Here is a 26,492-nt window from a genome sequence, read left to right as displayed (position 1 = left end):
TCCTGATGACTCAGATAGTGATGGTACATGTGATTCTAATGATGGCTGTCCTAACGATCCTGATAAAATAGCGCCTGGAGATTGTGGTTGTGGTAATCCTGATACGGATTCCGATGGGGATGGTGTTGCTGATTGTAACGATAATTGTCCTAACGATCCTAATCCAGGTCAAGAGGATAGCAATGGAAATGGAGTGGGTAATGCATGTGATACGCTTTCAACAGAAGAATTTAATACTCAAAATTTAAACATTATTCCAAATCCGTTTAATTCAAATTTCACTATTGAAATACCTCATGCATTTAATAATCAAATAATACATATAGAGTTATTTGATTTGAATGGTAGAAGTATCATTAAATCGAACAAAGAAACTGTCAATGGATTCATAAAAATTAAAGGTTTAGAAAATTTACAACAAGGGATATACCTTCTCCAAACATCTATTAAATCGAAGGGCAATCGTGTTATAAAGCGCGTTGTTAAATTATAAATGCAATCTTTATATTTTGATTGGTTTGATTGAAAAAAAGAAGGCAAGAATATTAATTTTTTGCCTTCTTTTCTTTTTAAGGACAAAGAGTTTATAGTTTATGCACTAATTTTTTATAATCAACAACCTCAGGAATAATATTCAAAGCAAACAACTCTTTTTGCACATGCATAATGGTTTCTTCATCAATAATTTCTTGAGACCATTCTGTAATACTTAACCATTTCTGTACATCTTCAAGTTGTTGTTTGTATCTATTAGCAATGGTTTTATCGATGCTTGGAATCTCTTTAAACTCTTTAGTTGTATTATTAATAATCTTCAGAATAGATTCTAAATCATTTTTATTCGATTCAATAAAATCTTCTCTAACTGCAATTACAAAACATGGCCAAGGCGAAGGGCAATTACCTATTCTTCTAAATGTACCATCGTCTACTAAAGGCTTGGTAGTAAATTTTTCCCATAAAAAATAATCTGCAGTTCCATTAGTTAATCCTTCAACTGCACCATCTAAGTTTTTGATTACTTCAAAATTGAGATCATTTTCCAAATCCCACTCATTATTTTCAGCATTTATATATGCCATTAAATGAGAACCAGAGCCATATCTGCTTATCGCTGCTTTAGCTCCTTTTATATCATCTATGGTTTTATATTTGGAATTATTGCCTACATGAATTCCCCAAATTAATGGTGTTTGGACGAAAGTCTGTACAATTTTACTTGGGTTTCCATTAATTATATCTTTTATGATGCCTTCAGTAAGTATAACCGCTATATCAATATCTTTATTTCGGAGCGCTTTACACATATCACCTGTACCACCTGGATAATCATGCCAGCGTAAATTAATGCCTTCATCTTTATATTCGCCATTCTTCAATGTTAAATACCAGGCTAAATTAAAATGCTCTGGCACACCACCAATATTAACTTTCTTCATTAATCAATCTATTTATTCTATAATTTTGTTTAGTGTGTATTCAATTAAATTTGCCACAACTTCCGAAGGATTTTTACTAAACGTCCCATTAGCTCTATTTGCAATTATAGCATTTAAAGAGACAGCATGATGCCCTAATAATTTGGATAAACCATAAATAGCAGATGTTTCCATCTCCATGTTAGTAATTTTATATCCGTTAAAGTTGAAAGAATCGATTTTATCATTAAAACTAGAATCCTGTAAGGCTAAACGCAAAACTCTTCCTTGAGGCCCATAAAACCCACCTAGGGTAGCTGTTATTCCTTTAAAAGTATGTTTGCTGTATAGCTTTTCCTCAAGTGTGGTGCTATTTTCTATAATTATAGGTGTTGCTTTATTGGAACTCCAATTTGTATGCTTTATAAATGCTTTTTCTATTTCAGGATTGCAAATATTATCTAGCTGATAGGAGTGGAGCATACCATTTAAATCAAGCCCATGTGTGCTCAACAAAAAAGAATCTATTGGAACTGAATCTTGAAGAGAACCAGATGTACCAATCCTAATAATATTAAGGCTGGTGAGTTTCTCTTTTGGTTGTCGCGTATTTAGATCAATATTTACAAGAGCATCTAATTCATTAATAACGATATCGATATTGTCTGGCCCTATACCAGTAGAAATAACTGAAATACGTTTCCCCTTAAAAGTACCCGTATGTGTTTTAAACTCGCGCTTTTGTGTTTTAAATTCAATTGAATCAAAATGCTTACTTACTTTATCAACTCTGTCTTGATCTCCAACAAAAATAATGGTATCAGCAATATTTTCTGGTTTTAAGTTTAAATGATAAATGCTACCATCTGGATTTAATATAAGCTCCGATTCTTTAATGGACATTTATAACGGTTTTTACCAATTTATTCAACTGCGTATTAAATTGAAAATCGTATTTATTAACACCCCCGAAAATCATTTTATTATCAATTTCTGTAGAAAAATTGTGTTGACCTAATAACGCTTCATGCCCAGATCTGTTAAGAACAAGCATATCATTTTCAAGTGAAATAAAAATGCCTAGCTTTTCAATAAGACGCTCCAACTGCATGTCTCCATAACCATAATAACCTTGATAATTAAGGGCATATCCTAATAAATGATGTTTGGATTTTATGGTATTATCCCTAACAATTTTAAGGATGTTCCTTTCTAAAACATTCAATCCATCCACAGAATCTGGAAAGCGTTTAAGATGTGCTTTTAAACAATTGCTCAAATATTTAAATGATGACTGCTTAACAATAAATGGCTTTAGTAAATTATGATCTTTACCACAATAAATACCCCAAATAGTGGTTGCTAAATTTAAATCTTCTGAAGTTAATAGAACTCTATTTTGATAATGATTTAATAGTTGATCTTGAGTCAATTCTGATAATCCTTTTAAGGTTTTACTACCTGGAACTCTACCGCTACACACCAAGTGTATAGGAAGGTTTATTTTTTTCTGCTGTAGCATATTAATTACAGCTAGCATATTAATATGGCAAAACAAATCATATTCAAACCATAAAACTATTTCCGAATAACGCTCAGGATGACTGAGTTGATCCAAAGCAAATTTCACTTTATCTAAATCTAAATCAACATTGTAAAAGTCATTCAAAAAAGTGCTTCTTACACCAATAAACTCATCCGAATGAACAATTTCTTGTGTGGGACCTTCACACAGCATTTCTTGCCATGTAATCTTTTCACCAACTACTTCTAGTTCTATGAGGTATTTAGTGAGAACGCCTCCGTTAGTAATATGCAATGGTTGTTTATCCATAATTAACCGCCTACACGTTTTACATTAAAACCTTTATTCTTTAAAATACTCATGATTTTATCTCTATAATCTCCCTGAATAATAATTTTGTCGTCTTTAAAACTTCCACCAACACTCAGAGCCGTTTTTAATTCTTTAGCTAATTTTTTGAAATCTTCGTTTGCACCTGTATAACCTTCTAAAATGGTAATTGGCTTTCCTTTTCGCTTTTCATATTTACAAATAATGGGGTCCTCTTGCATCCATAGTTTAGAAACGTTAGTTTCTTCAGAGTTAGTATCTTCTTGTTTGTGATCTGGAAATAGATTCTTGAGTTGGTCTTGTAAATCCACAATAATTATTTTTTTATAAGACCAAGCTCGACTAATCGTTGATTTAAAAATTCGCCAGCGGTAATATCATCAAATGCTTTTGGATGGTCTTCACCTATACAACCTTCCAAAACATTGAGTTTCATATCACTAATAGGGTGCATAAAAAATGGAATAGAATAACGCGATGTTCCCCAAAGTTCTTTTGGTGGATTTATAACACGGTGTATCGTAGATTTTAATTTGTTATTTGTATGTCGTGATAGCATATCACCAACATTAATCATGAGTTCATCATCCTGTGCTATGGCATCTATCCATTCGCCTTTATGATTTTGAACCTGTAGACCACGACCCTGAGCTCCCATTAATAATGTTATTAAATTGATATCACCATGAGCAGCAGCTCTAACAGCATCTTTTGGCTCTTGAGTAATTGGTGGATAATGTATTGGTCTTAATATTGAATTTCCATTATGGATATAGCCATCAAAATAAGTTTCTTCTAATTCTAAAAACAGCGCTAATGCACGTAAAACATACTTAGCTGTTTTTTCGAGCATTCTATAAGTTTGTTTACCAACCTTATTAAATTCTGGAAGTTCTTCTACAATAACATTTGCTGGATATTCTGCCTCTAGTTTTTCATTATTTTCGACATATTGTCCAAAATGCCAAAACTCTTTTAAATCACCTTCTTTCTTACCTTTAGCACTTTCTTTTCCAAAGGAAACATAACCACGTTGACCTCCAATACCTGGAATTTCATACTTCCGTTTTGTTTCAGTAGGTAAACTAAAAAAACCTTTTACTTCACTATATAAATTATCAACTAAAGCATCATCAAGAAAGTGGCCTTTTAGCGCAACAAAACCAATTTCTACATAAGCTTTCCCAATGTCGTTGACAAATTTCTGCTTTCTTTCTGGATCACCAGAAAGAAAATCGCTTAAATCTACACTTGGTACAATATTCATGAAACTATGGTTTAATGTGATGGTATTACAAATGTACAAAAACATTGCAAAGTTCTATATATTGAGTTATGTGTAATTTTTTTATTGAAAGTTACTTTTTATAGTATATTTGGTAAAGAAATGGTGTAATTTTTATGAAAACCACAACAGTATCGAAGGATATGACATTCGACATAAAAGGGTTAAACAATGAATTATTGCTGGCTTTATACAGCAATATGTTGAAACCAAGATTAATAGAAGAAAAAATGCTTATTTTATTGCGTCAAGGAAAAATTAGCAAATGGTTTTCTGGTATAGGCCAAGAGGCAATAGCTGTTGGTGTAACTATGGCATTGGATGGCGAAGACTACATCTTACCTATGCACAGAAACCTTGGTGTTTTTACTACTAGAAAAATTCCCCTATACAGACTATTTGGTCAATGGCAAGGAAAAACTTCTGGCTTTACTAAAGGAAGAGATAGGTCGTTTCATTTTGGAACCCAGCAGTATAAAATTGTTGGAATGATATCACATTTAGGCCCTCAATTAGGAGTAGCAGATGGTATCGCCCTTGCATCAAAACTAAAAAGCAAAAAGCAAGTAACTGCTGTTTTTACTGGGGAAGGCGGCACTAGTGAAGGCGACTTCCATGAAGCGTTAAACGTTGCATCCGTTTGGCAATTGCCTGTTTTATTCTGTGTGGAGAATAATGGTTATGGACTTTCAACTCCAACAAGCGAACAATATAATTGCAAGGACATTGCGGATAGAGGTGCTGGATATGGCATGGAGTCTCATATTATTGATGGAAACAATATTATTGAAGTTTACTCAAAAATAAGTAAGATTGCAAATAGCATTAGGAAGAACCCAAGACCAGTACTTATAGAATTCAAAACTTTTAGAATGCGCGGTCATGAAGAGGCCAGTGGTACTAAATATGTACCTCAGGAACTTATGAATTATTGGGCTACTAAAGATCCTGTGATTAATTTTGAATCGTTTCTAAGAGATCAAAATATTTTAAAAGAAGATGAAAATGTCAAAATTAAATCTTCAATCATAAAAGAAATTAATGAGCATTTAGAAGTTGCTTTTTCGGAAGAGCAAATTATTCCAAATAGAAATGTTGAATTAAACGATGTCTATAAAAAATTTGAATATGAAGAAATCAATCATAATTCACTACTGAAAGAAAGCCGTTTTATAGATGCCATTTCTGAAGGTTTAAAGCAAAGTATGGAGCGACACAATGATCTAGTAATCATGGGTCAGGATATTGCTGAATATGGCGGAGCATTTAAAATCACAGATGGCTTTGTTGATTTATTTGGAAGAGACCGTGTGCGTAATACCCCAATTTGTGAATCAGCAATAGTTGAAACTGCCATGGGACTTTCTATTGCAGGTATTAAGAGCGTTATTGAAATGCAATTTGCAGATTTTGTTACGTCTGGTTTTAATCCAATAGTTAACTATCTGGCAAAGTCCCATTATCGATGGAATCAAAATGCTGATGTGGTAATACGGATGCCATGCGGTGGCGGTGTTGCGGCAGGCCCATTTCATTCTCAAACAAATGAAGCATGGTTTACCAAAACCCCAGGATTAAAAGTGGTATATCCGGCTTTTCCTTTTGATGCAAAAGGATTATTGGCAACAGCAATTAATGACCCGAATCCTGTATTGTTTTTTGAACACAAGGCCTTATATAGAAGTATTCGTCAAGATATTCCTTCTGATTATTTTACCTTGCCTTTTGGCAAAGCTTCCTTATTAAAAGAGGGTGGCGAAATTACTATTATTAGTTATGGAGCCGGTATCCATTGGGCTTTGAAAACATTAGAAAATAATCCAGATATTTCAGCTGATTTAATAGATTTAAGAACACTTCAGCCATTGGATACAGAAACTATTTATAAGTCCGTTAATAAAACAGGAAAAGCAATTATATTGCAAGAGGACTCACTTTTTGGAGGTATTGCTAGTGATATTTCAGCTTTAATTATGGAACATTGCTTTGAATATTTAGATGCACCTGTTAAGCGTATTGCGAGTATGGAAACCCCAATTCCTTTTGCTAGCCAATTGGAACAACAATATCTTCCAAAAGAAAGGTTTGAAGAAGCACTAAAAGAGCTATTGGAATATTAGATTTAATATATAGAAATGTGAATATAAGGTTCTTAACAATTTTAATAATAGCTTTTTCTTTTAGTTGCAAAGAACATAATAGTGAAAAATATGAATGGAAAACCTTAAGAGTAACAGCCACAGCCTACAACTCGCTTTCTTACCAAACAGATTCCGATCCACATATTACTGCTTTTGGTGATAGTTTAATACCTGGTTTGCGCTGCATAGCTGTATCAAGAGATTTACTTGCAATGGGTCTTAAACATAATACACCTGTAACCATTGAAGGTCTTGAACATTTATATTTGGTTAAAGACAAGATGCATTCTCGATGGAGGAAAAAAATTGATATTTACATGGGGCTTAATGTAAAAGCTGCAAAGAATTGGGGACGCAAAAAAGTGACCATAAAATATCAAGTTCCTATCTCATCAGAAAGTCAATAGTCTTACTTTGTTTCGGCTTCAGATAAAATAAAGGGGTAGGCGCCCTTTAATATTTGCATTTCTTCTTTCGATAAATCGCTAATTGATTTCTTAAAAGTGTCATTACTATAGCGGGTTCTAAGTTCATAATAAGCCTTAGTTAACTCATCTTGAACTTTTATAAATTGATTATAACTGGTTTGTTTATCATTTTGGAAAGAAATGACAGCTTCCTTAGGGTTGTCTGATGCTGTCTTTAAATTTTGCCCTTGGCAATAATTACAACTACCATCGCCATTATTATCTAGAAAATCTTTTGCAATGTTTTTTAATTTGTCAACTGTAATAACATCACCAGCGACCATAATTTCATCGTTATTATTAATTACAACCTTTAGAAGATTACGTTCATTAATATCTATTTCACATATTTGTCCAGGAGGACATAATTTTGATAGTTTTCGGTTAATCCCTTTGTTTTTAGGTATTACAGCTGTTACAAGGAAAAAGATAAGTAATAAGAAAGCGATATCTGCCATAGATCCGGCATTCACTTCGGGAATTAAATTAGAACGTCTCATGATTTTCAGATTATTGTTAATGCAACACTTAAGCAACAAAAACAATACCATATAAGCGTTCTAGATTATTTCTGAAAATATTTAGTGTGCATAGCGCTTAGTGCCTCTCCAAATAATTTCGTTGGTAGATAAATTTAGAATACGTCTACTAGGGAATAAATTTTCCTGTGTAATAGTATTTAGTCGTTTTGATATTTTAATTACTGTTCTCATGCTGATTGATGGTTTAATTGATGGTTTTTATTAAAAGACGCTATTATCTATAGCGTCTTTTTGTGTTCCATGTGTGACTCTTAGTTTTTCCTAATGTGCCTGTTAATTGGTTTGTGTTTAATGTTCTCATGATTTTTCGTTTTTTGATTGATTTAAAAATAAATTGAGTGATGATTTTTTTAGATTTAAAAGACAGTATTATCTAAAACGTCTTTTTGTGTTCCATGTGTGACTCTTAGTTTTTCCTAATGTCTCTGTTAATTGGTTTGTGTTTAATGTTCTCATGATTTTCGATTTTTTATTTATTTTATAATAACTTGAGTGATGATTTTTTCAAAAATAAAAGACTGTATTATCTAAAACGTCTTTTTGTGTTCCATGTATGACTCTTAGTTTTTCCTAATGTCTCTGTTAATTGATTTGTGTTTAATGTTCTCATGATTATTGTTTTTTAATTGATTTATACTAAGTAGACGACAATAATTTAATTTTGTTACAGTACTATGCATTACATAATAGTAATTTAACTAATTTTAACAGTTTTTTACCCAAAATAGGGCAGAATCAACACCGATTATTCTAATAATTTTAAATTTTTTTACTCAAAATTCCTAGTAGGAATGGTTTTTGTTAATCTTATAACAAATTATCGACATAAGTAAAGTCGATTTATTTGTAAAGAAATATATTTACAGATAATTACAAGACCTGCTTAGTTAAACTATATACTGAATAATAAAATTGATGAAACGTTATTTTTTATTTGTTACATTTCTTTTTTTAATGCTTTCTGCAAGCGCCCAAATTGATAATAAGAATAAATCTATTTCAATACCTGCAGTAGAAAGTAAAAAAGATTCTGCTACTTCAATTTCAATAATACCTACAAAACCCATAAAAAGTAAAACGAATAATCTCGCTACGCCCAGAGTTTCAAGAAATTTAGAATTGTCTAAAAAAGAATTTTCTATGTTTCCTAAAGAGGAATTTGGAAATCCTGGCGAATTGTACGCAGACCGCGTTGACAAAAATTTAGAAAACCTTGTGATGTCTCCTGAGGAAGTAGAACGACGAAATGGGAGTACAACAGATCAATATTTTGGTGATTTTAGAAGTAATGCAGAATTTGTAAATGTGGTTTACCGAGATCATGGATACACAGATGGCGATGTCATACAAGTGCGTGTTAATGACGATATTATTCACGCAAGAGTTTATTTAACAGGTGGTTTTAAAGGATTTAAACTCGATTTACAGAAAGGATTCAACAAGATTGACTTTTTAGCCTTAAACCAAGGGGAGTCTGGTCCAAATACAGCAGAATTTAAAGTTGTTGATGACCAAGGAATGTTAGTATCTCATAACCAGTGGAATCTTGCCACAGGAGTTAAAGCAACAGTAATCGTTGTTAAAGAATAATTAGGAAACTGTATTATCAATCAATTTCAGTTCTTCTTCAGAAAACTCTAAACAATCTAAAGCTTTTACATTTTCTTTTAATTGATTTACAGAACTAGCACCAATTAACACTGAGGCAACTTGTGGTTGTCTCAAAATCCAGGCAATAGCCATTTGTGATAATTTTTGACCACGATTTTGAGCTAAGTCATTTAGTTGTTGAACTTTTTTTATATTGCTTTCTACCACTTGTTTATTCAAAAATATAGAGTCTCCTCCTGCACGGGAGTTTTCGGGAATACCTTTTAAATACTTATCTGTAAGCATACCTTGGGCCAAAGGAGAAAAAGCAATACAACCTACACCGTTTTGCTCTAAAGTATCTAAAAGTTTATCTTCTACCCAGCGATCAAGCATAGAATAACGTGCTTGATGTAGTATAAAAGGAACGTTTAAATTTTTTAATATTTGCGCGGCTAGTTTAGTCTCTTCAGGTTGATAATTAGAAATTCCAACATACAATGCTTTCCCTTGTCTTACAATATCTGCCAGTGTACCCATAGTTTCTTCTAGTGGTGTATTTGGGTCTGGTCTATGATGATAAAAAATATCAACATAATCAAGCCCCATGCGCTTTAAACTTTGATCTAAACTCGATATTAAATACTTACGCGATCCCCATTCGCCATATGGACCATCCCACATTGCATAACCCGCCTTAGTTGCAATAAATAATTCATCTCGGTAAGCTTTAAAATCGGATTTAAGTAGTTTACCAAAGTTTTCTTCGGCTGATCCAGGTGGAGGACCATAATTATTTGCCAAATCAAAATGTGTTATTCCTGAATCGAATGCTGCTCTTAAAATATCTCTTCCATTTTGAAAACTATCAACAAAACCAAAATTATGCCATAAACCAATTGATAAAGCAGGCAGTAAAACACCACTTTTACCAGAGCGGTTGTAGATCATTGTATCATATCTATTAGCACTTGCTTGATAGTTTTCAACTCCAGATTTATCAGTAATTTTCATAGTTATATTTTAAGTAATCCAAAGATATAAATAAGTTTCAAGCATTGTAAACAAAAAAGCCATTTGAATTTATCCAAATGGCTTTTAAAATAATATAGTATTAGCTTAATCCTTTAAAGGTTGCTTAACTTCTTGTTTTAGGTGTTTTGCATAAAAGCCCATCATTGCTTCGTATAGTGCAATCCTGTTTTCTTCTTTACCAAAACCATGACCTTCATCATATTTTACCATATAAGGTACATCAACACCTCTAGCTCTTAAAGCTTCAACTATTTGATCTGATTCATCAATGTTTACTCTAGGGTCATTAGCACCCTGTACTACAAATAATGGTTTTTTAATTTTATCAATGTGAAACGCTGGAGATACTTCTTCTATTATTGCTTTTTCTTCAGCTATATCTTCATCATACCAAATCTCTTTAATAATTTTTAAATAAGGCCTCCAATACGGTGGAATTGTTTTCATGAATGTAAATATATTCGATACACCCACATAGTCAACACCGCAGGCATATAAATCGGGGGTTTTAGTCAAACCACGCAATACGGCATAACCTCCATGACTTCCGCCATAAATTGCAGCATTATCCTTATCAACCCATCCTTTGTCCACCACGTATTGTAAGCCGTCCTCAACATCATCCATAGCTTTTCTTCCTATTTGCTTAAAACCTGACTCCAAAAATTCTTTACCATAACCTCCAGAAATTCTAAAGTTTACTTGTAATGTTGCATACCCACGGCTAGCAAAAAGCTGTGCTTCTGGATTAAAACCCCACGAATCTCTAATACCTTGTGGTCCACCATGAGGGTTCACAATTACTGGAACTCTTTTTCCATTAAGTGCTTCTTTAGGAAGTGTTATATAGCCATGAAGTATGATACCATCTCTACTTTTAAAAGTGATTGGTCGCATTTCTGACATATCGTTTTCAATAAGATTTGGCATTAAATCGTACAGTAATTTAAACGCTTCTGTATTAGCATCGTAGGAGTAGTAAGTACCATATAACTTATCGCTTTGCAAAAAGATTAAATATTTACTTTCATCATCTGTAACATCTGCAATTGAATAATTATATTTTGGGAATTTTGAAGTGATTTTATTATGAAGGTTTTTATAATAATCACTTACAGGTACAATTTCTCTTTTTTCACCTTCAAAAGAAAAATAGTCTAGCTCATAACCTCTATTTCTTGAAAGACTTAAACCAGATACATCATATTTATCATTTGAAAATAATTCCTTAATAACCTTGTCTTCTTTTAAATCATAGAGATATATTTTTACTTTATCACTATCTAGATTTGAAGTTACATAGGCATCATGTGGATAATCTGTTGCATAATTAAACGAGGATATATTAAAATTATCTTTCCAACTTAATTTCTTTTTAACCTCATAATTCTTTCCATCTGTGGTATAATACAAATCTATATTGACACCATCTCTTAGTTTAGCAAACCCCTTAAGGTTTCCGTCTTTATCAAATGAATATCCGTTAATTGGATTAGCAGCATCGTCATTTTTATATAATTGCTCTAAATCTCCAGTAACAATATTGATTTTATATGGCTCAAATATTTGAGGATTATTTTGATTCATTGAAATAATCATATGATCTTTATCTTCTTTCAACCCTTCCAATATATTAACTTTCACACCCTCGAATGGTGTTAACTCTTTTTGATTTGTACCATCAATATCAACTGCAAATAAATGATAGTCTTCATTACCACCTTTATCCATAACATACACCAATCGGTTATCATTTGCCCAACCAAAACCCCTAATTAGCTCATCTTTTTCTTCGATTACACGTTTTACCTCATCTGTTTGTAAATTTTTAACGAATACATGGTTTTTAGCATTTTCGTCTTTTTCTCTATAAGAAAGATATTTTCCATTAGGTGAAAAGTTAAATGATCTTGCCTTTGGCCTTGCGAAGTAATCTTTAACAGAGTACTTATAGTTTGTAGGATTCCAGTTAGCGAGTTTATCCAAATCGGCATCAGATGTTGGTAAAGCAGTATTTCCTGGTAATGTTTTTACTGTTTTGCTTAAAACAAGAGGAAGCTCCATGCCACCTTGATAGAATGTACCTTCTATGCTATTTTCCTTTAGTGTACCAACAAATTTAATTCCAGCTTGATTAAATTTTATTGTTAGAGTATTGTCTACAAATGTAGTTTCGTCCATTGGTATACCTGTTGCGCCTTGCGATGGACTATCCATAGTAGATGTATAAGCTTCTCCATCCATCTTTACATCAAAGATTAATGGTATTTCGGTTCCTTGCACCGAAACTTTTCCTTCCCAAGACCCAATAATATCTTGAGCATTTAACTGTGTTGCTGTGCATATAAAAAGAATTAATGCGCCGCAAAATTTTGAAATTGTAGTGTTCATTTTTTTACTTTAAAGATTAAAAAAGAATGTTTTAAAAATGCATCATAATTGAATGTTCTTAAGTTAGAAGCTTAAAAACGAAATTTGTTACACCTAATTTTAAAAACTAGTTAACATAAAATCATTAATCGTTTATAACTTTCGGATTAAAGATTCGTTAAAAACCCTTTAAAGATGTTATTTTTGCGGCCGACAACAATGCGTTTATGAGTATTTCAACAACCGAATTAGAAGATAGAATAGTAGGTAAAGACTTATATAGCTACCAAAAAGGTGCTATCGATAAAATTTTTAAAAGCTTTGAAGAATCGCCAGATGATTATCATTTGTTATATCAATTACCAACAGGTGGTGGAAAAACGGTTATATTTTCAGAAATAGTTAGGCAATACTTGAGGCATCATAACAATAAAGTTTTGGTTATGACGCACCGAATTGAATTATGTAAGCAGACATCTAATATGCTTACTGAATTTGGAGTTGTGAACAAAGTAGTCGATAGCAAAGCAGATTTAAGTGATCAAGGGAATTATAGTTGTTTTGTTGCTATGGTAGAAACCTTGAACAACAGGTTGCATGATGATAAATTAGACATTTCTGATATTGGTTTAGTTATTATTGATGAAGCCCATTATAACTCTTTTACAAAGTTATTCAAGTTTTTTAGTCAGTCATTTATACTAGGGGTAACAGCAACACCTTTAAGTTCCAGTATGGAGCTTCCTATGACAGATAATTATGATGAATTAATAGTAGGGGAAAGTATAGAATCTTTAATTGAACGTGGTTTTTTAGCACGCGCAGAAATGTTTTCATATAATGTAGGGCTTACATCTTTAGTTGTTGGAGCAAATGGTGATTATACCGTAAAATCTTCTGAAGATTTGTATACAGATAATGATATGCTTTCTAAGCTTATTCAGGCTTACGAAGAACGTGCAAAAGGAAAAAAGACTCTTATTTTTAATAATGGTATTAACACCTCGCTTCATGTATATGATACTTTTAGACGAGCAGGTTATAAAGTGGCACACTTAGATAACACTAATACAAAAAAGGAACGTGCGCTAATTTTAAAATGGTTTAAAAACACGCCTGATGCGATTTTAACATCCGTAAGTATTTTGACCACAGGGTTTGATGAACCTACAGTAGAAAGTATTATACTTAATAGAGCAACAAAATCACTTACCTTATACTATCAAATGATTGGTCGTGGTTCTCGAATTTTAAAAAATAAGAAAACTTTCTCTGTAATAGATTTAGGAAATAATTTTCATCGATTTGGGCCTTGGGGTGATAATTTAGATTGGCAACGCATTTTTAAATCTCCTAATTACTACTTAGATTCTCTTTTAAGTGATGAAGATTTAGAAAGTAACTTTAGGTATGAAATGCCTGATGAGCTTCGCGAAGAATTTTCAAATTCAGAAGAAGTTTATTTTGATATTCAAAAAACTTATGTCGAATCTATTAGAAGTGGGGAATCTACTAAAGTAGTTTTAGAACGTTCTATCGAACAGCATGGAAAAATATGTATTGAAAACAGTGAAGACGTTTATGATGCTTTAGCCTTAGCTAAAAAATTAGGAGACGATATCGATTTTAGAGTAAATAGATATACCAAATGCATTAGTAAAAGTACCTTCAATTTTGTTGAATGGCTAAAGGGAGAATATCGCAAAAAACTCAATGCTTATTTACGTTCTAATTTCGATGAGGTATTTGAAGCTATCCATGGTTATCCGCCCTTAGATTAGTATTTCCGTATATTTTACATTCGTAATTTTATTACATCCTTAAAATAAGATGTATCTTTACGCACAACTAATTAATATTAAACATCCTCGATTATATAAACTATGGCAAAATCTCAAGTAACATTTAATAAAATTGAAAAAGAAAAAAAGCGTTTAAAAAAGCGTGAAGAAAAGCAAAAGAAGAAAGAAGCTAGAAAAGCAGAAAAAGAAGCCAGCGGAAATGAAGGGATACAATTTGCTTATGTTGATTTTAATGGTAATTTAACCGATACTCCACCAGATCCTGCAATGCGCGAAAAAGTAGAAGCAGAAAGTATAGAACTTGGAATTCCTAAGAAAGAAGATAGGGAAGAAGAAGTATTAAGTGCCAAAGAGGGAAAAGTATCTTTTTTCGATCATAGCAAAGGTTTTGGATTTATTCTTGACAGTATTAATCAGGAAAAATATTTTGTTCACGTTTCTGGATTGATTGATTCAATTGAAGAAAATGATAAAGTTACTTATGAATTAGAGCGCGGATTAAAAGGCATGAATGCTGTTCGCGTTAAAAAGATTTAAGAAACTTTAAATTTAATCGCGTGTTTTAATGAGTTTATCTCGAAAAACAGTTTTAATAGTAATATCATTTTTTGCTATTTATGTTATTTGGGGTTCTACATATCTTCTTAATAAAATTGCAGTTACTGAATTAGCTCCATTCTTTTTAGCTTCTATTCGATTTCTAACATCAGGTATTTTAATATTTATAATAGCAAGAGCTATGGGTGTAAGTCTAAAATTGACTAGACCACAGTTTATAAATGTTATTATAACCGCCTTTTTATTTCTTGTTTATGGGAATGGTGTCTTTGTTTGGGCACTTAAGTATGTAGATAGTGGCTTTGGTGCCCTTGAAGCTTCAACACAGCCCTTATTTGTACTCATATTAATGTGGTTAATAGATGGTAAAAAAATTCAATTACAATCTTTTATTGGTATATTATTAGGAATAATTGGTATGTATGTTTTGGTTAGCCAAAAAGATTTAGTGACTAATGAGGGTAGCTTACTCGGTATATTTATGATTTTAACCTGTGTATTAAGCTGGAGCTATGGGAGTGTATTTGTTTCTAAAGCCAATTTACCTACCAATTATTTTGTGAGTACAGGTTATCAAATGATTGCTGCTGGAATTATGCTAGCAATTTCTAGTCTAGCTTTTAATGAAACTTGGATTTCCCCATTTAACTGGAGCGAACCAGTTGTTTGGTCTATGCTTTTTCTAATCATCTTTGGTGGTATTGCAGCGTTTACCGCATTTAATTATTTATTGAAGGTTGTGTCTACAGAAAAAGTGGCAACATCTGCATACGTTAATCCCATTATAGCATTACTGTTAGGCTGGTATGTATTAGACGAAGCCTTGACACTACAATCTATTATTGCAGCCGTAATTCTGCTTACTGGCGTCTATTTTATTACGTCTAAACGAAAAATTAAAATAAGACCTTTTGGACGTTAAAACTGCCATTAAATTTATGCTCATTAGCACTTTTGCATTTGCCTGCATGAATGCCATTGTTAAGCATTTAATAGATATAAATGCTTATCAAATAGTGTTTTTTCGATCAATTGGCACCTTAGTTTTTACATTTACATTCCTTCTTAAAAATAGAATTCCTATTCTTGGTAATAAGAGAAAATTATTAATAATAAGAGGTCTTGTTGGGGTAACATCTATGACCTTGTTTTTTATATCAATTAAGTATTTATCGGTTGGAACAGCCGTGTCTCTGCGCTATTTAGCGCCCATTTTTGCTGCTGTTTTTGCTATATTCTTTCTAAAAGAAAAAATTAAACCTTGGCAATGGGTCTTTTTCTTTATGGCATTTTTAGGAGTTCTAATATTAAAAGGATTTGATACAGAACTTGATTCCTATGGGCTCATTCTAATTCTGCTATCTGCTGTTTTTAGTGGGTTGGTCTATATAACTATTAGTAAAATTGGAACAAGTGATCACCCGGTAGTCATCGTAAATTATTTCATGGTAATAGCTGCTATAGTTGGTGGAATTTTATCCATAAAACACTGGGTTACACCATCAGCACTACAAACCGTGTTGCTTTTAAGTCTAGGCGTTTTTGGCTATTTTGGACAAGTATATATGACCAAAGCTTTTCAAATTGCAAGCACCAATCAGGTAGCACCACTAAAATATCTTGAAGTTATATTTACTGTTTTATTTGGCGTGTTTTTATTTGCCGAAGTTTACACTCTTTTCAGTTTATTGGGAATGGCACTCATTATTTTTGGATTGACTTTGAATGCTGTATATAAAAAGAACTAATAATAATTAACATTGTCTCATTATTTGTAATTTACAACTTTTTAAAACTTAGATGAAAGTACCAAAAAGCATAAATAATATAAGAAGAAAAGTAATGCATGGCATTACTAAAAATGTAGGGGGGTCATACAAAATCCCTAAGGTTGATAGTACGAAGAAACTCGAAATTAAAAAGGTTTTAATCGTTCGCCCAAATCATAGATTGGGCAATCAATTGCTTTTAACACCCATTGTACAAGAAGTTATAAATACTTTTCCTGAATGTAAAATCGATTTATTTGTAAAAGGAGGTGTAGCAAATCCGGTATTTGAGAATTATGAACATATTGAGAAAATAATTCAACTGCCTAAGAAACCATTTAACAATTTGCTGAGTTATATTGGTAAATGGATTTCTTTAAAAGGTCGTCGGTATGATATGGTAATAAATGGCGATAAAGATTCTTCTTCTGGTAGATTACTTACACAAATAAGTAAGGCAGACTTTAAAGTATTTGGTGGTGTTAATGAAGAAATTCAACAGCAATATTCAGATTATCAACATATTTCAAAATATCCAGTTTATAACTTAAGGCATTACTTAGAAAAATTAGGTTTTGAAAAAAACACGTCTCATATACCAGTTCTAAGCATAAAACTTAATTCAGAAGAAATTTCAGAAGGGAAAAAAATATTAGATGGTATTATACAAAACGACAAAAAAACCATTTGCTTATATACCAATGCCACAGGTGAAAAATGTTATTCTGAAATTTGGTGGAAAACATTTTATGATAGACTAAAAAAAGAATACCCAAGTTATAGTATTATTGAAATGCTTCCCATTGAAAACATTTCCAAAATCAACTTTAAAGCACCTAATTTTTACAGTAAAGATATTCGTGAGATGGGAGCAATCATTAAGAATACTTCCATTTTTATTGCTGCAGATAATGGCGTAATGCATTTGGCTAGTGCTTCACTAACACCCACAGTTGGCTTCTTTTCTATAACAAAACCAGAAGTTTATGCCCCTTATGGAAATGGAAGTCTAGCACTTAATACCAATGAATCAACCATAGACGATTGGATTAAGGAAATAAACAATATTCTTACTTAAAGCTTATTAAGCACTTTGCGCTCGCATTGATGTAATATTATCTTTTATATGCAATAATTGATTGACTATTGCAGACAATTCAAATTGTAAATAGCGCTTATTTTTTTTACTAAAACTACTAATAGAATGTGTGTATAAATAAGCTGCTCCTTTTTTAATAGCGACGACATAAGTGTCTGCATCTGCATCTAAAGTAACTGAGCTTTTATAGTTACTCTCTAGAAGTAACCAATAGGATAAACTATTAATTTGATTGAATAACGAAAATGTAGTGTCCATAACGGATAAGTTTTTAAGATTTGGTTTTTTAAAGTTATACGCTGACTTTTCTGAACAAAAATTTTATTGACAGCCTACTTATTATTTCGGTAAAGTACGTTTCAAAAACATTTAATCTTAAAAAAGCGACATTTTATAGATACTATAATGTGTGTATGAACTCTATTTTTTATGCTCTTTTGTACAATACTTGCCTATATTTTAACTAAAATTTTGATTATATTTTGAGCATAATTTTTATCTTTAGCTAAGTAATTTGTTTAAAATGAGACATTTAATTTACTTCTTATTTTTGGTTCTACTGGTCATGTCATGTAAGACTTCAAAATCTACCGCAACACCAGCTCAAATTGAAGCCCTAGAAAACTTAATAAATAATAAAAATTTTATTATAGAATCCGACTGGGCCTATCCGCAATCAACTAATGCCATGCAACAAATTGCAAACACCGGAATCTTAGGTCCCGGAAATACTGCAGGAAGCATTAGTTTGATTGGTAATTCCAATTTTCTAAAAATTTCTGGAGATAGTATTATGTCTTACTTACCCTATTATGGTGAACGCCAGATGAATGTAGGCTATGGAGGTTCAGACAGTGCAATTCAATTAAAAGATATTGCTAAGGACTATAAAACTAAGACGAATAAAGATAAAAGTTATACTATAACTTTAAATGCAAATAATAAAACTGAAAACTTTACAGTATATCTAAGAGTATTTCCAAATTTAAGAAGTTCCATAACTCTTAATAGTTCTTCGCGGTTTCCTATACGATATGAAGGGAAAATTCAAGAGGTAATAACAACAAAATAATTAAACTTACCCACATTTTAACTTAAACTGCAAAATTTGGCCACTTAGGTTTTGTTACCTTTATCTATAGAAATGACATTTATTTTCATTTCATCGTATATTTTTATAGTTCATGTGATTTTTTAGTCACCAACGAACTGAATTTCATAGTTTTATCGTAGCAAAAAATTCACTCCCCATGAAAAAGCTACTTATTTTTTTCTGTTATATTTGGTTAATGTGTTCTTTCACTGGCTTGAAAGCACAAGAATCTCCTGTTGTTCTGGAAGAAGTACCTTTAAATTATAAAAAGCGCAGTCCGCTTTATGATTATAGCGAAAAGCAGCTAAATAATACGGATACCATTCCAGATTTTGAAAGACGTTCAAATAAGCTAAAAATAACGGGGACCATATTTCAAAGTGATGGTGTTACACCCGCTAAAGATATTATTCTTTATATCTATCAACCAGATGAAGATGGGAATTATGATACTAAAAGAAATAAAGACAAACGTTATGTAAATCATCGTGGATGGATAAAAACCGATGCAGATGGTCATTACACATTTTATGCTTTCGTGCCAGGTTCTGCATTTGAGCCACTTACATTTCCACGTAAAAGAGGACCAAAACAAATTCACCCAGTCATAAAAGAGCCAGGTCTTCCTGAATATAACCTGGATGCTTTTCTTTTTGATGATGACCCTTATTTAACCGAACGCTGTCGTAAAAAACTTGAGCGTATAGGGTATGAAGGCATTGTAAAATTAGATAAAGAAGAAGGCCTTTTTGTAGCCTCAAGAGATATAGTACTTAAGCAAAGCATAACATCTTATAAGTAAAAGGCATGCTAATTGACAATAAGTTAATATAATACATTATTGAGATAAATTCGATGTTTTATAACTACTTTTGCATCCTTATATTTGATACCTCGATTGTTAAATGAAACATAAAGTAATTGATTTTATAAATCGCTAAAAAGAAACATTTAATAATTAGTATATTTAAAAGCCTCCGAATGTGGGGGCTTTTGATATTTATAGTGCAGCACTTGTGAACTTAAATATACAATGGGGTAATATGGCAATCTTTTTATTTTTCGATTACTAGTTTTTGACCAATTCTAATTACAGAATTACGTCTAATAGCATTGACTTTACAAAGTGAAGCGATCGTGATATTATTTCGTCTAGATATTCGCGATAATGTATCACCAGACTTAACAATATATACAGAACGCTCTTTTACCAAACTAGCAATAGCTTCTTCCTCCGTTAGTAATGGTTTAATTGTACTTTGCCTTTTCGAATTATGTGCAATAGCTTGTGTCCATTTTTTTGTTACCCAAAGTTCACTTGATCTTATTTTATTTTCTTCATTAAACTCAAATAAATATTCAGGATTTATAGCCATACCTTTATAATTCACAACTAAATGCAAATGACTCCCTCTGGCATTACCAGAAACACCGCCTTTCCCTAAATATGAACCTTTAGAAACTGTATCGTTTTCTTTCACACCATACTTCGATAAATGAGCATATACCGTTTCCAAACCATTATAGTGTCTAACCACAACAGTTCTTCCGTGGCCTCTTGTGTATCTAGACATTCTCACAATGCCATCGAACATAGAAAATATACTATCGCCTGTTATCAAATCTATGTCAATACCTTTATGAGGACGACCTCGTCTCCAACCATAACGAGAAGTAACGACTTTATTCTTTCCAATAGGGGAAAAATAGGTAGAATCTTTAAACGCTATTTTTAATGGAAACGTCACTGTAACTTCTTTATAGGGATTATATACTGTATGATTCCAGAATTCTTTTTTAATATCTAATTCTAATGATAATGAATCGTTAGTTGTCTTAGTATTAGTTGAATCTACTAAAATGTAATAGGCGACAGGTTCTAAGTTTTTATGCATTTGAGCATATAAGTTTAAACTTAAGAAAATTAAAATTGAAAAAAACAATAATTTCATAATGAATTACCGAAGTGATTTTTTTTTGATTGATTTACAAAGATAAAAATTTAACGGTAATTGTTAGATGGTATTGTTTAGTGACTATTAGTATTATTACAATATTAACCAAAATGATAGCTTTTTAATAACGTCTATAGTGAAATTAGTCGAACCATAGGAGGGAGGCTTAGTTTATTAAAAATAGTATATGGTTGATTTTTAATTATTTACAACATTTTTAATAAACCTATGCTAATTTAGCCTACCTTTGAGTATTGAATATTTAGACGGCCTTTCTATTTTTTATTTTTTCCAACTTTAATCAATCTTTAGCTTTCTTTAACTGCTGTATTTCAGTCTCAATAGTATGACTTCATATATAATAGTTTCAATAAATCATCATTTAGGTTAAAACTAAAATCAGCTCTTTTAATCAATATGATGTATTATTTTGTATAACAATATTAAAACATAATTAATCGTATCGAAAATCCAAAATTCCCAAGAACAAATAATGCCGACTTCTCCAAGACTTTAAGAAGTCGTGTGAATCTGCATTTCAAAGCTAATAACACAAGTAGAAATGCTAATGCAACAATGGTTGTCAAGACAATCATTATGCTTACTCTATTTTTTGTGCCATTAATATTATTATCAACAGGCTTTATTACCTCGATATGGTTACTTTTTTTATTATATATAACCAGTGGGTTAGGGATGGCTGGCATAGGTATGGGAGTTATGCATGACGCAATTCATGGTTCTTATTCAAAAAACAAGAAAATTAACAAGCTATTAAGTTATACTTTCAATCTTATTGGAGCGAATGCAACCGTTTGGAAAATACAACACAATATTTTGCATCACACTTACACCAATATCGATCATGCAGATGATGATTTGAATGCTCCTTTTTTTTTACGTTTTTCACCAAATGCTAAGCATTATTGGGTGCATCAATTTCAGCATATTTATATATGGTTTTTTTACTCGATATCAACTGTATCTTGGATAACGACCAAAGATTTTGTTCGTTTAAAGCGCTATAGAAATATGGGCTTTTTAGACAAAAAAAATGAATATAACAAAGAACTTATAAGCATGGTAGCTTGGAAAACATTGTATTATGTTTATGCTCTAATATTACCAATGATTATGGTGCCACAATCTTGGGGGATTATCTTATTGGCATTTTTAAGCATGCATATGGTCACTGGGCTTTTGGTAAGCGTTGTTTTCCAAATAGCACATATTATGCCTGCAAATGAGTTTCCGTTACCAAATGAAAATGGTATGATGAAAGAAGATTGGTATGGGCATCAATTTGCTACAACTACCAATTTTTCACCAAAAAGCAAACTTTTATTTTGGCTTATAGGTGGCTTAAACTACCAAGTAGAACATCACGTGCTTCCAGACGTATGTCATGTACACTATAAAAATATAACCAAGATTGTAGCAGATACGGCTAAAGAATTTGGTATTCCTTATCATGTAAAAAAGAGTTTCGTACATGCCATAAGAGATCATGTCAAGATGTTGCGTTGGTTAGGGAAAAAGCAAACGGGTACTAACATCAATAATATGGTAACAGAATTTTAAAAAGAAAACAGGAATTATGATTAAAGGAATTATAAATAAAATATTTAATACTAATAAAGCAAATACAATGAAAGAAGGAACTGTAAAATTTTTCAATAATGCCAAAGGATTTGGTTTTATAAAAGTAAAAGACTCTGAAGAGGAAGTCTTTGTTCATAAATCAAACCTTATCGATCAAATAAAAGAAGATGATTCTGTAACGTTTGAGGTTGAAAAAGATGAAAAAGGCCTGAGTGCTGTAAAGGTAAGTTTGGCTTAGTGAAATTTATTAAATGTACTGACTGAAAGAAATTATCTTGTTTGTAATTAGATTTCTTTCAAGATAATTTGATATGCGCATAATTTGCGTTCTTAATTAAGATTCATGGCTCATAAAGTATTTATAGCCATAGCTTTTTCTCTATATAAATATTATAAACTCCCATTTTTAATGTTACAAAGACATTTTATATAATGTCGGATTATAATTCTTTTTTAAATTATAATGTTCCGCGTTATGTAACTTGAGCTTTAGTAAAAGCGAAAGTAATTATCACAGTTTCTTCAAAAAATATATTCTAAAAAGTTTTTTCAACAATCTTAATGATATGGAATTTATGAGGTTTACAAATCCTTGTTTATCAGACAAACAAGGCTTGAATTTAATGTGTTAAGAATCAATATCCATCTAAATTTTCATGATTTATATCATGAAAAATTCAATCATCATTTTTTAATTTTAGATAATCAAAATTTTTAATTATGAAAACTTCAAACCATTCATTCATTAGATTTATGGGAAACAAATTATTTATTCTTGGATTTTTGTTTTTAGTAATGGCCTGTAAAGAAAAAACGAATAAAGTAGAAACAGAGGAAATTGTAAAAGTAAACCATATCTATTGGAATGTTAAAGCCGTTTATCCAGATGGAAAGAGCTTAGATGTTAAAGCCTTTGATAGTGAAGGACAATCTTACGATATAATGGCAATTCAAGACTCCGATCAAGAGATTTTCTTAGATGTAAAAGCTACACTAGGCGATGAGAAATTACCAGTTAAGATGATAGTGAGTAATGAGCAATTTGCTCCAGTTGCAGCAATAACTAATGAAGGAAACACGTATGACCTTAAAGCAATAACTGCAGAAGGAGAAAAACTGGATGTAAAAGGCATTAGAAGATTTGGAAATATTGTTATTATGAAAGCCATTACAGAAAAGGGAAAATATCTTGGAGTGAAAGCTATTTCTCCAGATGGACAACAGAATGATATTAAAGGTATAAAAATCAATAGAGGAGAAAGAGAGATGACATTAAAAGGTGTAAGTATCCATGCCCATGTTAAAGCAATGCACCCAGCTGCTAATGAGGATAAACTTAAAATGTTTAAGAAATCGCAAACGAATAAGAAAAGAATTGATAAAACCAATTTCGAAAGAATTAGCTGGAATTTAAAAGCGATAACTGCTGATGGCAATAACTTAGATGTTAAGGCTATTGATGACAAAGGCAATCAGTTTGATGTTAGTGCCACTCAAGATTCTAAACAACATAGTTTTATGAATATTAAGGCATTTGTAGAAAATTACGAACTAGCCGTTAAAATAATGGATAGTCCAGACGACTATGCACCTATCAAAGCTATTGGAAAAGATGGTACTATATACGATATTAAAGCATTAACTGAAGATAATGTACAACTAGATGTTAAAGGGGTTAGTCGTTCAGGAAGAATTATTAATGTGAAAGCCATCAATGAAAAGGGTGATTTTTATGATGTTAAAGCAATCGCTCCAGACGGAAAATCTAATCAAGTAAAAGGTATTAAGATTTTTGATAGAAAAGTAGAGATGAAAGTGCAGGGACATCCAGTATATGCTCATTTAAAAGCTATTATCCAATAAACTGCTTATTAGCATGAGTCTATAAAAACTTAAGCTTCCATTGGAAGCTTCAGTTTTTATGAGTAATAATTAGCAAATTAGTTATTTAGAAGTGATGGAATTAACACGAACTTATTTTATCGATTCCTTTTTGCTATGAGGCAAAAGATATTTGAGTAGAAACACAATAATTTACCAATGATAACATTTGTACTATAATGTTCTGCGTTATGTAACTTGAGCTTTGGTAAAAGCAGGGCAGAGCGTTAAGAAAAGGTCTGGTAGACCTTTTAGGTGAATGGGCCAGCTGGCGCCTTGGCAAAATCTTCAAATAACAATTATGCTTATAGTTTCCATTTATTTTGATTATCAATCATCCACAGGATAATCAATATTCAAAAGTCTGCAATGTTAATGAAATCGAGCTATTTCGCGAGATTCATGAACTCCATTAAAAAACAATATAAACCTTGTGAATAAACACTCTTTTTACGAAACGACGATAGGAGAGAAGTGGAATGTTTGTGGAATGCATATAAATTGTTAAACTATCTCGTATAAGTCATTGTATGAACAAGATTTCCTTTCATATCAAAATATTTCCATTCTCCAATTGGTTTTTTCCAATGTAAGTACTGACCTCTGGATTTTACATTCCCATTTTCATAAAAAATGTAACAGGTCCTTCTACACGATTTTGCTTATAGGTTCCTTCACATTCTTTAATGCCTTCAGGACTAAAATCAATCCACTTTCCATTACCAACACCATCGACATATTCTTGCTTAGTTTGATAGTTTCCATTGGCATATTTACCATAGAGAATTCCTGTAAATGGAGTGTTTGTTCCTATTTTATAATAAATAGATCCAAGTTTATAGGCATTTTGATAGGTGTCACTCATAGGCACCATTTCTTTGTCATTAGTAACTGTTTGGGCAGATGCTATATTATGCATAAAAGCAATAATAATAAAAGTAAATAAAGTTTTCCTATACAATATTTTAGTTTAAATAATTATAGCCAAATTAGAGTTAATTATTGTATCTTCTGTTAATTGTTTGTTATATTTGTTTAACAAATATAAATTATAATTAAACAATAATATGAAAGCTTTAATCATCTTATTATCTCTAAGTGTTATGTTTCAAGACAGTACATCTACTATTTTCGATTTTAAAATTGCAAAAAACACCTCTAATTGGTTCGTTGTAAACGATGGTGTTATGGGAGGATTATCTCAAGGAACACTTACAATTAACAATGCAGGAAACGGACTTTTTAAAGGTTATGTAACTACAGAGAATAATGGAGGCTTTTCATCAATTAGACATGGATTCAATAAAAAAGATATTTCAAAATTCGAGCATATCATTATAAAGATAAAAGGTGATGGTAAAGACTATCAATTCAGGATAAAAGAAAAGTCATCACAGCGCTATTCATATATATCAACTTTTAAGACTACTGGCGAATGGCAAACAATCAAAATATCATTAAACTCATTTTACCCTAGTTTTAGAGGTTATAATTTGGACAAACCTAATTATTCAGGTGCAGTAATGGAAGAAATAGCAATTTTAGTTGGCAATAAGAAGAAAGAAAAATTTTCACTTGAAATTGAAAATATAGGATTGGAATAGTTTAGTAATCTATCAATTAACCGAAAAAAATAAAATTATGAATTATATTACAATAGCATTACAATGCATTGTCGCCTTTAGCATACTTAATGTATGGCTTCTACAAAAGAACAAAAGTACTCAATGGCGTGGAGGTAATGCCACGACCATCATCGAGGAATTTAAAGTTTATGGGCTTCCGGTTTGGATGTGCTATGTTGTTGGCACCCTAAAAGTATTATTGGCTATTGGTCTTTTAGCAGCTATTTGGTATCCTGAACTTAAACAACCTTCAGCATTAGGTCTTGCCTTCCTATTACTAATTTCCATTGTAATGCATTTAAAAATTAAAGATCCATTAAAGAAGTCCTTTCCTGCTTTTTTATTCTTATTGATGAGTTTGTATATAGCCTTCCCGCTTTAAACAAATCGTATTCTAATAATTTC

The 26,492-nt window shown here is 31.6% G+C and carries 28 protein-coding genes; 16 read left to right on the top strand and 12 right to left on the bottom strand.

Features of this window, described 5'->3' with window-relative positions:
* The coding region (locus AC2D6V_RS13345) for a T9SS type A sorting domain-containing protein (RefSeq protein ID WP_484648825.1) at positions 1 to 493 on the top strand (493 nt) is incomplete at its 5' end.
* Positions 494 to 584: 91 nt separating this feature from the next.
* On the opposite strand, the gene AC2D6V_RS13340 is transcribed toward AC2D6V_RS13345, so the two are convergent.
* The 5 genes from AC2D6V_RS13340 to AC2D6V_RS13320 are packed head-to-tail and all read right to left on the bottom strand — an operon-like array spanning position 585 to position 4,540.
* Positions 585 to 1,439, bottom strand: coding sequence for a substrate-binding domain-containing protein (locus AC2D6V_RS13340; protein ID WP_484648819.1), 855 nt, complete (start codon positions 1,437 to 1,439; stop codon positions 585 to 587).
* A 12-nt stretch (positions 1,440 to 1,451) separates the two neighbouring features.
* Positions 1,452 to 2,321 (bottom strand): nucleoside phosphorylase, encoded by an 870-nt coding sequence (locus AC2D6V_RS13335; protein WP_484648814.1) that lies wholly within the window; start codon positions 2,319 to 2,321, stop codon positions 1,452 to 1,454.
* Positions 2,311 to 3,252: a DUF1835 domain-containing protein gene (locus AC2D6V_RS13330; RefSeq protein ID WP_484648809.1), complete on the bottom strand. Its 942-nt coding sequence runs from the start codon at positions 3,250 to 3,252 to the stop codon at positions 2,311 to 2,313. Before AC2D6V_RS13330 ends, AC2D6V_RS13335 begins: the two co-directional genes overlap by 11 nt.
* A 2-nt stretch (positions 3,253 to 3,254) precedes the next feature.
* Positions 3,255 to 3,584 (bottom strand): translation initiation factor, encoded by a 330-nt coding sequence (locus tag AC2D6V_RS13325; RefSeq protein ID WP_484648805.1) that lies wholly within the window; start codon positions 3,582 to 3,584, stop codon positions 3,255 to 3,257.
* Positions 3,585 to 3,589: 5 nt separating this feature from the next.
* The gene (locus AC2D6V_RS13320) at positions 3,590 to 4,540 is read right to left on the bottom strand and encodes an isopenicillin N synthase family dioxygenase (protein ID WP_484648801.1); all 951 of its coding nucleotides are present in this window, start codon (positions 4,538 to 4,540) and stop codon (positions 3,590 to 3,592) included.
* Between the two features lie 161 nt (positions 4,541 to 4,701).
* On the opposite strand from AC2D6V_RS13320, the gene AC2D6V_RS13315 reads away from it, so the two are divergent.
* Both AC2D6V_RS13315 and AC2D6V_RS13310 read left to right on the top strand, forming a co-directional pair.
* Entirely contained in the window at positions 4,702 to 6,678 is a 1,977-nt protein-coding gene (locus AC2D6V_RS13315) for an alpha-ketoacid dehydrogenase subunit alpha/beta (protein WP_484648855.1), read from the top strand.
* 23 nt (positions 6,679 to 6,701) lie between these two features.
* On the top strand, positions 6,702 to 7,106 hold the full coding sequence (locus AC2D6V_RS13310) for a 3D domain-containing protein (protein WP_484648850.1): 405 nt from the start codon (positions 6,702 to 6,704) through the stop codon (positions 7,104 to 7,106).
* A gap of 2 nt (positions 7,107 to 7,108) precedes the next feature.
* Here the strand turns inward: AC2D6V_RS13310 and AC2D6V_RS13305 are convergent, their stop codons facing one another.
* Together AC2D6V_RS13305 and AC2D6V_RS13300 are read right to left on the bottom strand one after the other, a co-directional pair.
* Positions 7,109 to 7,666 (bottom strand): ExbD/TolR family protein, encoded by a 558-nt coding sequence (locus AC2D6V_RS13305; RefSeq protein WP_484648798.1) that lies wholly within the window; start codon positions 7,664 to 7,666, stop codon positions 7,109 to 7,111.
* 81 nt (positions 7,667 to 7,747) lie between these two features.
* Positions 7,748 to 7,879, bottom strand: coding sequence for a hypothetical protein (locus AC2D6V_RS13300; protein ID WP_484648794.1), 132 nt, complete (start codon positions 7,877 to 7,879; stop codon positions 7,748 to 7,750).
* Between the two features lie 744 nt (positions 7,880 to 8,623).
* Between AC2D6V_RS13300 and AC2D6V_RS13295 the strand changes: the two genes are divergently transcribed.
* On the top strand, positions 8,624 to 9,298 hold the full coding sequence (locus AC2D6V_RS13295) for a hypothetical protein (RefSeq protein ID WP_484648790.1): 675 nt from the start codon (positions 8,624 to 8,626) through the stop codon (positions 9,296 to 9,298).
* On the opposite strand, the gene mgrA is transcribed toward AC2D6V_RS13295, so the two are convergent.
* Positions 9,299 to 10,312, bottom strand: coding sequence for an L-glyceraldehyde 3-phosphate reductase (gene mgrA, locus AC2D6V_RS13290; RefSeq protein ID WP_484648785.1), 1,014 nt, complete (start codon positions 10,310 to 10,312; stop codon positions 9,299 to 9,301). It lies immediately after the preceding gene.
* 105 nt (positions 10,313 to 10,417) lie between these two features.
* Positions 10,418 to 12,724: a S9 family peptidase gene (locus AC2D6V_RS13285; RefSeq protein ID WP_484648779.1), complete on the bottom strand. Its 2,307-nt coding sequence runs from the start codon at positions 12,722 to 12,724 to the stop codon at positions 10,418 to 10,420.
* 206 nt (positions 12,725 to 12,930) lie between these two features.
* On the opposite strand from AC2D6V_RS13285, the gene AC2D6V_RS13280 reads away from it, so the two are divergent.
* The 5 genes from AC2D6V_RS13280 to AC2D6V_RS13260 all read left to right on the top strand — a co-directional run bounded on the left by AC2D6V_RS13280 (position 12,931) and on the right by AC2D6V_RS13260 (position 17,910).
* Positions 12,931 to 14,484 carry a DEAD/DEAH box helicase gene (locus AC2D6V_RS13280; protein WP_484648774.1) on the top strand — a complete coding sequence of 518 codons (1,554 nt, stop codon included), beginning with the start codon at positions 12,931 to 12,933 and terminating at the stop codon, positions 14,482 to 14,484.
* A 102-nt stretch (positions 14,485 to 14,586) separates the two neighbouring features.
* Positions 14,587 to 15,042: a cold-shock protein gene (locus tag AC2D6V_RS13275; protein WP_298238236.1), complete on the top strand. Its 456-nt coding sequence runs from the start codon at positions 14,587 to 14,589 to the stop codon at positions 15,040 to 15,042.
* Between the two features lie 28 nt (positions 15,043 to 15,070).
* Positions 15,071 to 15,985 (top strand): EamA family transporter, encoded by a 915-nt coding sequence (locus AC2D6V_RS13270; RefSeq protein ID WP_484648768.1) that lies wholly within the window; start codon positions 15,071 to 15,073, stop codon positions 15,983 to 15,985.
* A gap of 16 nt (positions 15,986 to 16,001) precedes the next feature.
* On the top strand, positions 16,002 to 16,811 hold the full coding sequence (locus AC2D6V_RS13265) for a DMT family transporter (RefSeq protein WP_484648845.1): 810 nt from the start codon (positions 16,002 to 16,004) through the stop codon (positions 16,809 to 16,811).
* 52 nt (positions 16,812 to 16,863) lie between these two features.
* Complete coding sequence (locus AC2D6V_RS13260; RefSeq protein ID WP_484648762.1) at positions 16,864 to 17,910, top strand: glycosyltransferase family 9 protein; 1,047 nt, start codon at positions 16,864 to 16,866, stop codon at positions 17,908 to 17,910.
* Positions 17,911 to 17,916: 6 nt separating this feature from the next.
* Here the strand turns inward: AC2D6V_RS13260 and AC2D6V_RS13255 are convergent, their stop codons facing one another.
* The gene (locus AC2D6V_RS13255; RefSeq protein WP_484648756.1) at positions 17,917 to 18,189 is read right to left on the bottom strand and encodes a hypothetical protein; all 273 of its coding nucleotides are present in this window, start codon (positions 18,187 to 18,189) and stop codon (positions 17,917 to 17,919) included.
* A 265-nt stretch (positions 18,190 to 18,454) separates the two neighbouring features.
* Between AC2D6V_RS13255 and AC2D6V_RS13250 the strand changes: the two genes are divergently transcribed.
* Entirely contained in the window at positions 18,455 to 19,003 is a 549-nt protein-coding gene (locus AC2D6V_RS13250; protein ID WP_484648753.1) for a DUF4251 domain-containing protein, read from the top strand.
* Positions 19,004 to 19,181: 178 nt separating this feature from the next.
* Entirely contained in the window at positions 19,182 to 19,826 is a 645-nt protein-coding gene (locus tag AC2D6V_RS13245; RefSeq protein ID WP_484648748.1) for a dioxygenase family protein, read from the top strand.
* A 253-nt stretch (positions 19,827 to 20,079) separates the two neighbouring features.
* On the opposite strand, the gene AC2D6V_RS13240 is transcribed toward AC2D6V_RS13245, so the two are convergent.
* Positions 20,080 to 20,919, bottom strand: a complete 840-nt coding sequence (locus AC2D6V_RS13240) for a peptidoglycan DD-metalloendopeptidase family protein (RefSeq protein ID WP_484648742.1) — start codon at positions 20,917 to 20,919, stop codon at positions 20,080 to 20,082.
* A 657-nt stretch (positions 20,920 to 21,576) separates the two neighbouring features.
* Here AC2D6V_RS13240 and AC2D6V_RS13235 point away from each other — a divergent pair.
* The 3 genes from AC2D6V_RS13235 to AC2D6V_RS13225 all read left to right on the top strand — a co-directional run bounded on the left by AC2D6V_RS13235 (position 21,577) and on the right by AC2D6V_RS13225 (position 24,444).
* Positions 21,577 to 22,560 (top strand): fatty acid desaturase family protein, encoded by a 984-nt coding sequence (locus AC2D6V_RS13235; protein ID WP_484648738.1) that lies wholly within the window; start codon positions 21,577 to 21,579, stop codon positions 22,558 to 22,560.
* A gap of 16 nt (positions 22,561 to 22,576) precedes the next feature.
* Positions 22,577 to 22,819: a cold-shock protein gene (locus AC2D6V_RS13230; RefSeq protein WP_484648733.1), complete on the top strand. Its 243-nt coding sequence runs from the start codon at positions 22,577 to 22,579 to the stop codon at positions 22,817 to 22,819.
* A 482-nt stretch (positions 22,820 to 23,301) separates the two neighbouring features.
* Positions 23,302 to 24,444, top strand: a complete 1,143-nt coding sequence (locus AC2D6V_RS13225) for a DUF7486 family protein (protein WP_484648730.1) — start codon at positions 23,302 to 23,304, stop codon at positions 24,442 to 24,444.
* Between the two features lie 628 nt (positions 24,445 to 25,072).
* Here AC2D6V_RS13225 and AC2D6V_RS13220 read toward each other — a convergent pair.
* Positions 25,073 to 25,381 (bottom strand): toxin-antitoxin system YwqK family antitoxin, encoded by a 309-nt coding sequence (locus AC2D6V_RS13220; RefSeq protein ID WP_484648725.1) that lies wholly within the window; start codon positions 25,379 to 25,381, stop codon positions 25,073 to 25,075.
* Positions 25,382 to 25,529: 148 nt separating this feature from the next.
* On the opposite strand from AC2D6V_RS13220, the gene AC2D6V_RS13215 reads away from it, so the two are divergent.
* Both AC2D6V_RS13215 and AC2D6V_RS13210 read left to right on the top strand, forming a co-directional pair.
* On the top strand, positions 25,530 to 26,066 hold the full coding sequence (locus AC2D6V_RS13215) for a CIA30 family protein (RefSeq protein WP_484648721.1): 537 nt from the start codon (positions 25,530 to 25,532) through the stop codon (positions 26,064 to 26,066).
* 37 nt (positions 26,067 to 26,103) lie between these two features.
* Entirely contained in the window at positions 26,104 to 26,469 is a 366-nt protein-coding gene (locus AC2D6V_RS13210) for a DoxX family protein (RefSeq protein WP_484648718.1), read from the top strand.
* Positions 26,470 to 26,492: the final 23 nt, after the last annotated feature.

It is taken from the genome of Algibacter sp. YIN40, assembly GCF_057219435.1.
Note: the sequence above shows the minus strand (reverse complement) of the source record. Positions and strands in the feature narration are given on the sequence as shown.

Excerpts from the sequence above, each read along its gene's own strand:
- AC2D6V_RS13255 (WP_484648756.1), bottom strand. The coding sequence starts at position 18,189 with ATGGACACTACATTTTCGTTATTCAATCAAATTAATAGTTTATCCTAT.
- AC2D6V_RS13235 (WP_484648738.1), top strand. The coding sequence starts at position 21,577 with ATGCTTACTCTATTTTTTGTGCCATTAATATTATTATCAACAGGCTTT.
- AC2D6V_RS13280 (WP_484648774.1), top strand. The coding sequence starts at position 12,931 with ATGAGTATTTCAACAACCGAATTAGAAGATAGAATAGTAGGTAAAGAC.
- AC2D6V_RS13215 (WP_484648721.1), top strand. The coding sequence starts at position 25,530 with ATGAAAGCTTTAATCATCTTATTATCTCTAAGTGTTATGTTTCAAGAC.
- mgrA (WP_484648785.1), bottom strand. The coding sequence starts at position 10,312 with ATGAAAATTACTGATAAATCTGGAGTTGAAAACTATCAAGCAAGTGCT.
- AC2D6V_RS13210 (WP_484648718.1), top strand. The coding sequence starts at position 26,104 with ATGAATTATATTACAATAGCATTACAATGCATTGTCGCCTTTAGCATA.
- AC2D6V_RS13245 (WP_484648748.1), top strand. The coding sequence starts at position 19,182 with ATGAAAAAGCTACTTATTTTTTTCTGTTATATTTGGTTAATGTGTTCT.
- AC2D6V_RS13315 (WP_484648855.1), top strand. The coding sequence starts at position 4,702 with ATGACATTCGACATAAAAGGGTTAAACAATGAATTATTGCTGGCTTTA.
- AC2D6V_RS13275 (WP_298238236.1), top strand. The coding sequence starts at position 14,587 with ATGGCAAAATCTCAAGTAACATTTAATAAAATTGAAAAAGAAAAAAAG.
- AC2D6V_RS13285 (WP_484648779.1), bottom strand. The coding sequence starts at position 12,724 with ATGAACACTACAATTTCAAAATTTTGCGGCGCATTAATTCTTTTTATA.
- AC2D6V_RS13335 (WP_484648814.1), bottom strand. The coding sequence starts at position 2,321 with ATGTCCATTAAAGAATCGGAGCTTATATTAAATCCAGATGGTAGCATT.
- AC2D6V_RS13295 (WP_484648790.1), top strand. The coding sequence starts at position 8,624 with ATGAAACGTTATTTTTTATTTGTTACATTTCTTTTTTTAATGCTTTCT.
- AC2D6V_RS13305 (WP_484648798.1), bottom strand. The coding sequence starts at position 7,666 with ATGAGACGTTCTAATTTAATTCCCGAAGTGAATGCCGGATCTATGGCA.
- AC2D6V_RS13340 (WP_484648819.1), bottom strand. The coding sequence starts at position 1,439 with ATGAAGAAAGTTAATATTGGTGGTGTGCCAGAGCATTTTAATTTAGCC.
- AC2D6V_RS13265 (WP_484648845.1), top strand. The coding sequence starts at position 16,002 with ATGCTCATTAGCACTTTTGCATTTGCCTGCATGAATGCCATTGTTAAG.
- AC2D6V_RS13230 (WP_484648733.1), top strand. The coding sequence starts at position 22,577 with ATGATTAAAGGAATTATAAATAAAATATTTAATACTAATAAAGCAAAT.
- AC2D6V_RS13300 (WP_484648794.1), bottom strand. The coding sequence starts at position 7,879 with ATGAGAACAGTAATTAAAATATCAAAACGACTAAATACTATTACACAG.
- AC2D6V_RS13240 (WP_484648742.1), bottom strand. The coding sequence starts at position 20,919 with ATGCATAAAAACTTAGAACCTGTCGCCTATTACATTTTAGTAGATTCA.
- AC2D6V_RS13330 (WP_484648809.1), bottom strand. The coding sequence starts at position 3,252 with ATGGATAAACAACCATTGCATATTACTAACGGAGGCGTTCTCACTAAA.
- AC2D6V_RS13260 (WP_484648762.1), top strand. The coding sequence starts at position 16,864 with ATGAAAGTACCAAAAAGCATAAATAATATAAGAAGAAAAGTAATGCAT.
- AC2D6V_RS13320 (WP_484648801.1), bottom strand. The coding sequence starts at position 4,540 with ATGAATATTGTACCAAGTGTAGATTTAAGCGATTTTCTTTCTGGTGAT.
- AC2D6V_RS13225 (WP_484648730.1), top strand. The coding sequence starts at position 23,302 with ATGAAAACTTCAAACCATTCATTCATTAGATTTATGGGAAACAAATTA.
- AC2D6V_RS13250 (WP_484648753.1), top strand. The coding sequence starts at position 18,455 with ATGAGACATTTAATTTACTTCTTATTTTTGGTTCTACTGGTCATGTCA.
- AC2D6V_RS13270 (WP_484648768.1), top strand. The coding sequence starts at position 15,071 with ATGAGTTTATCTCGAAAAACAGTTTTAATAGTAATATCATTTTTTGCT.
- AC2D6V_RS13220 (WP_484648725.1), bottom strand. The coding sequence starts at position 25,381 with ATGCATAATATAGCATCTGCCCAAACAGTTACTAATGACAAAGAAATG.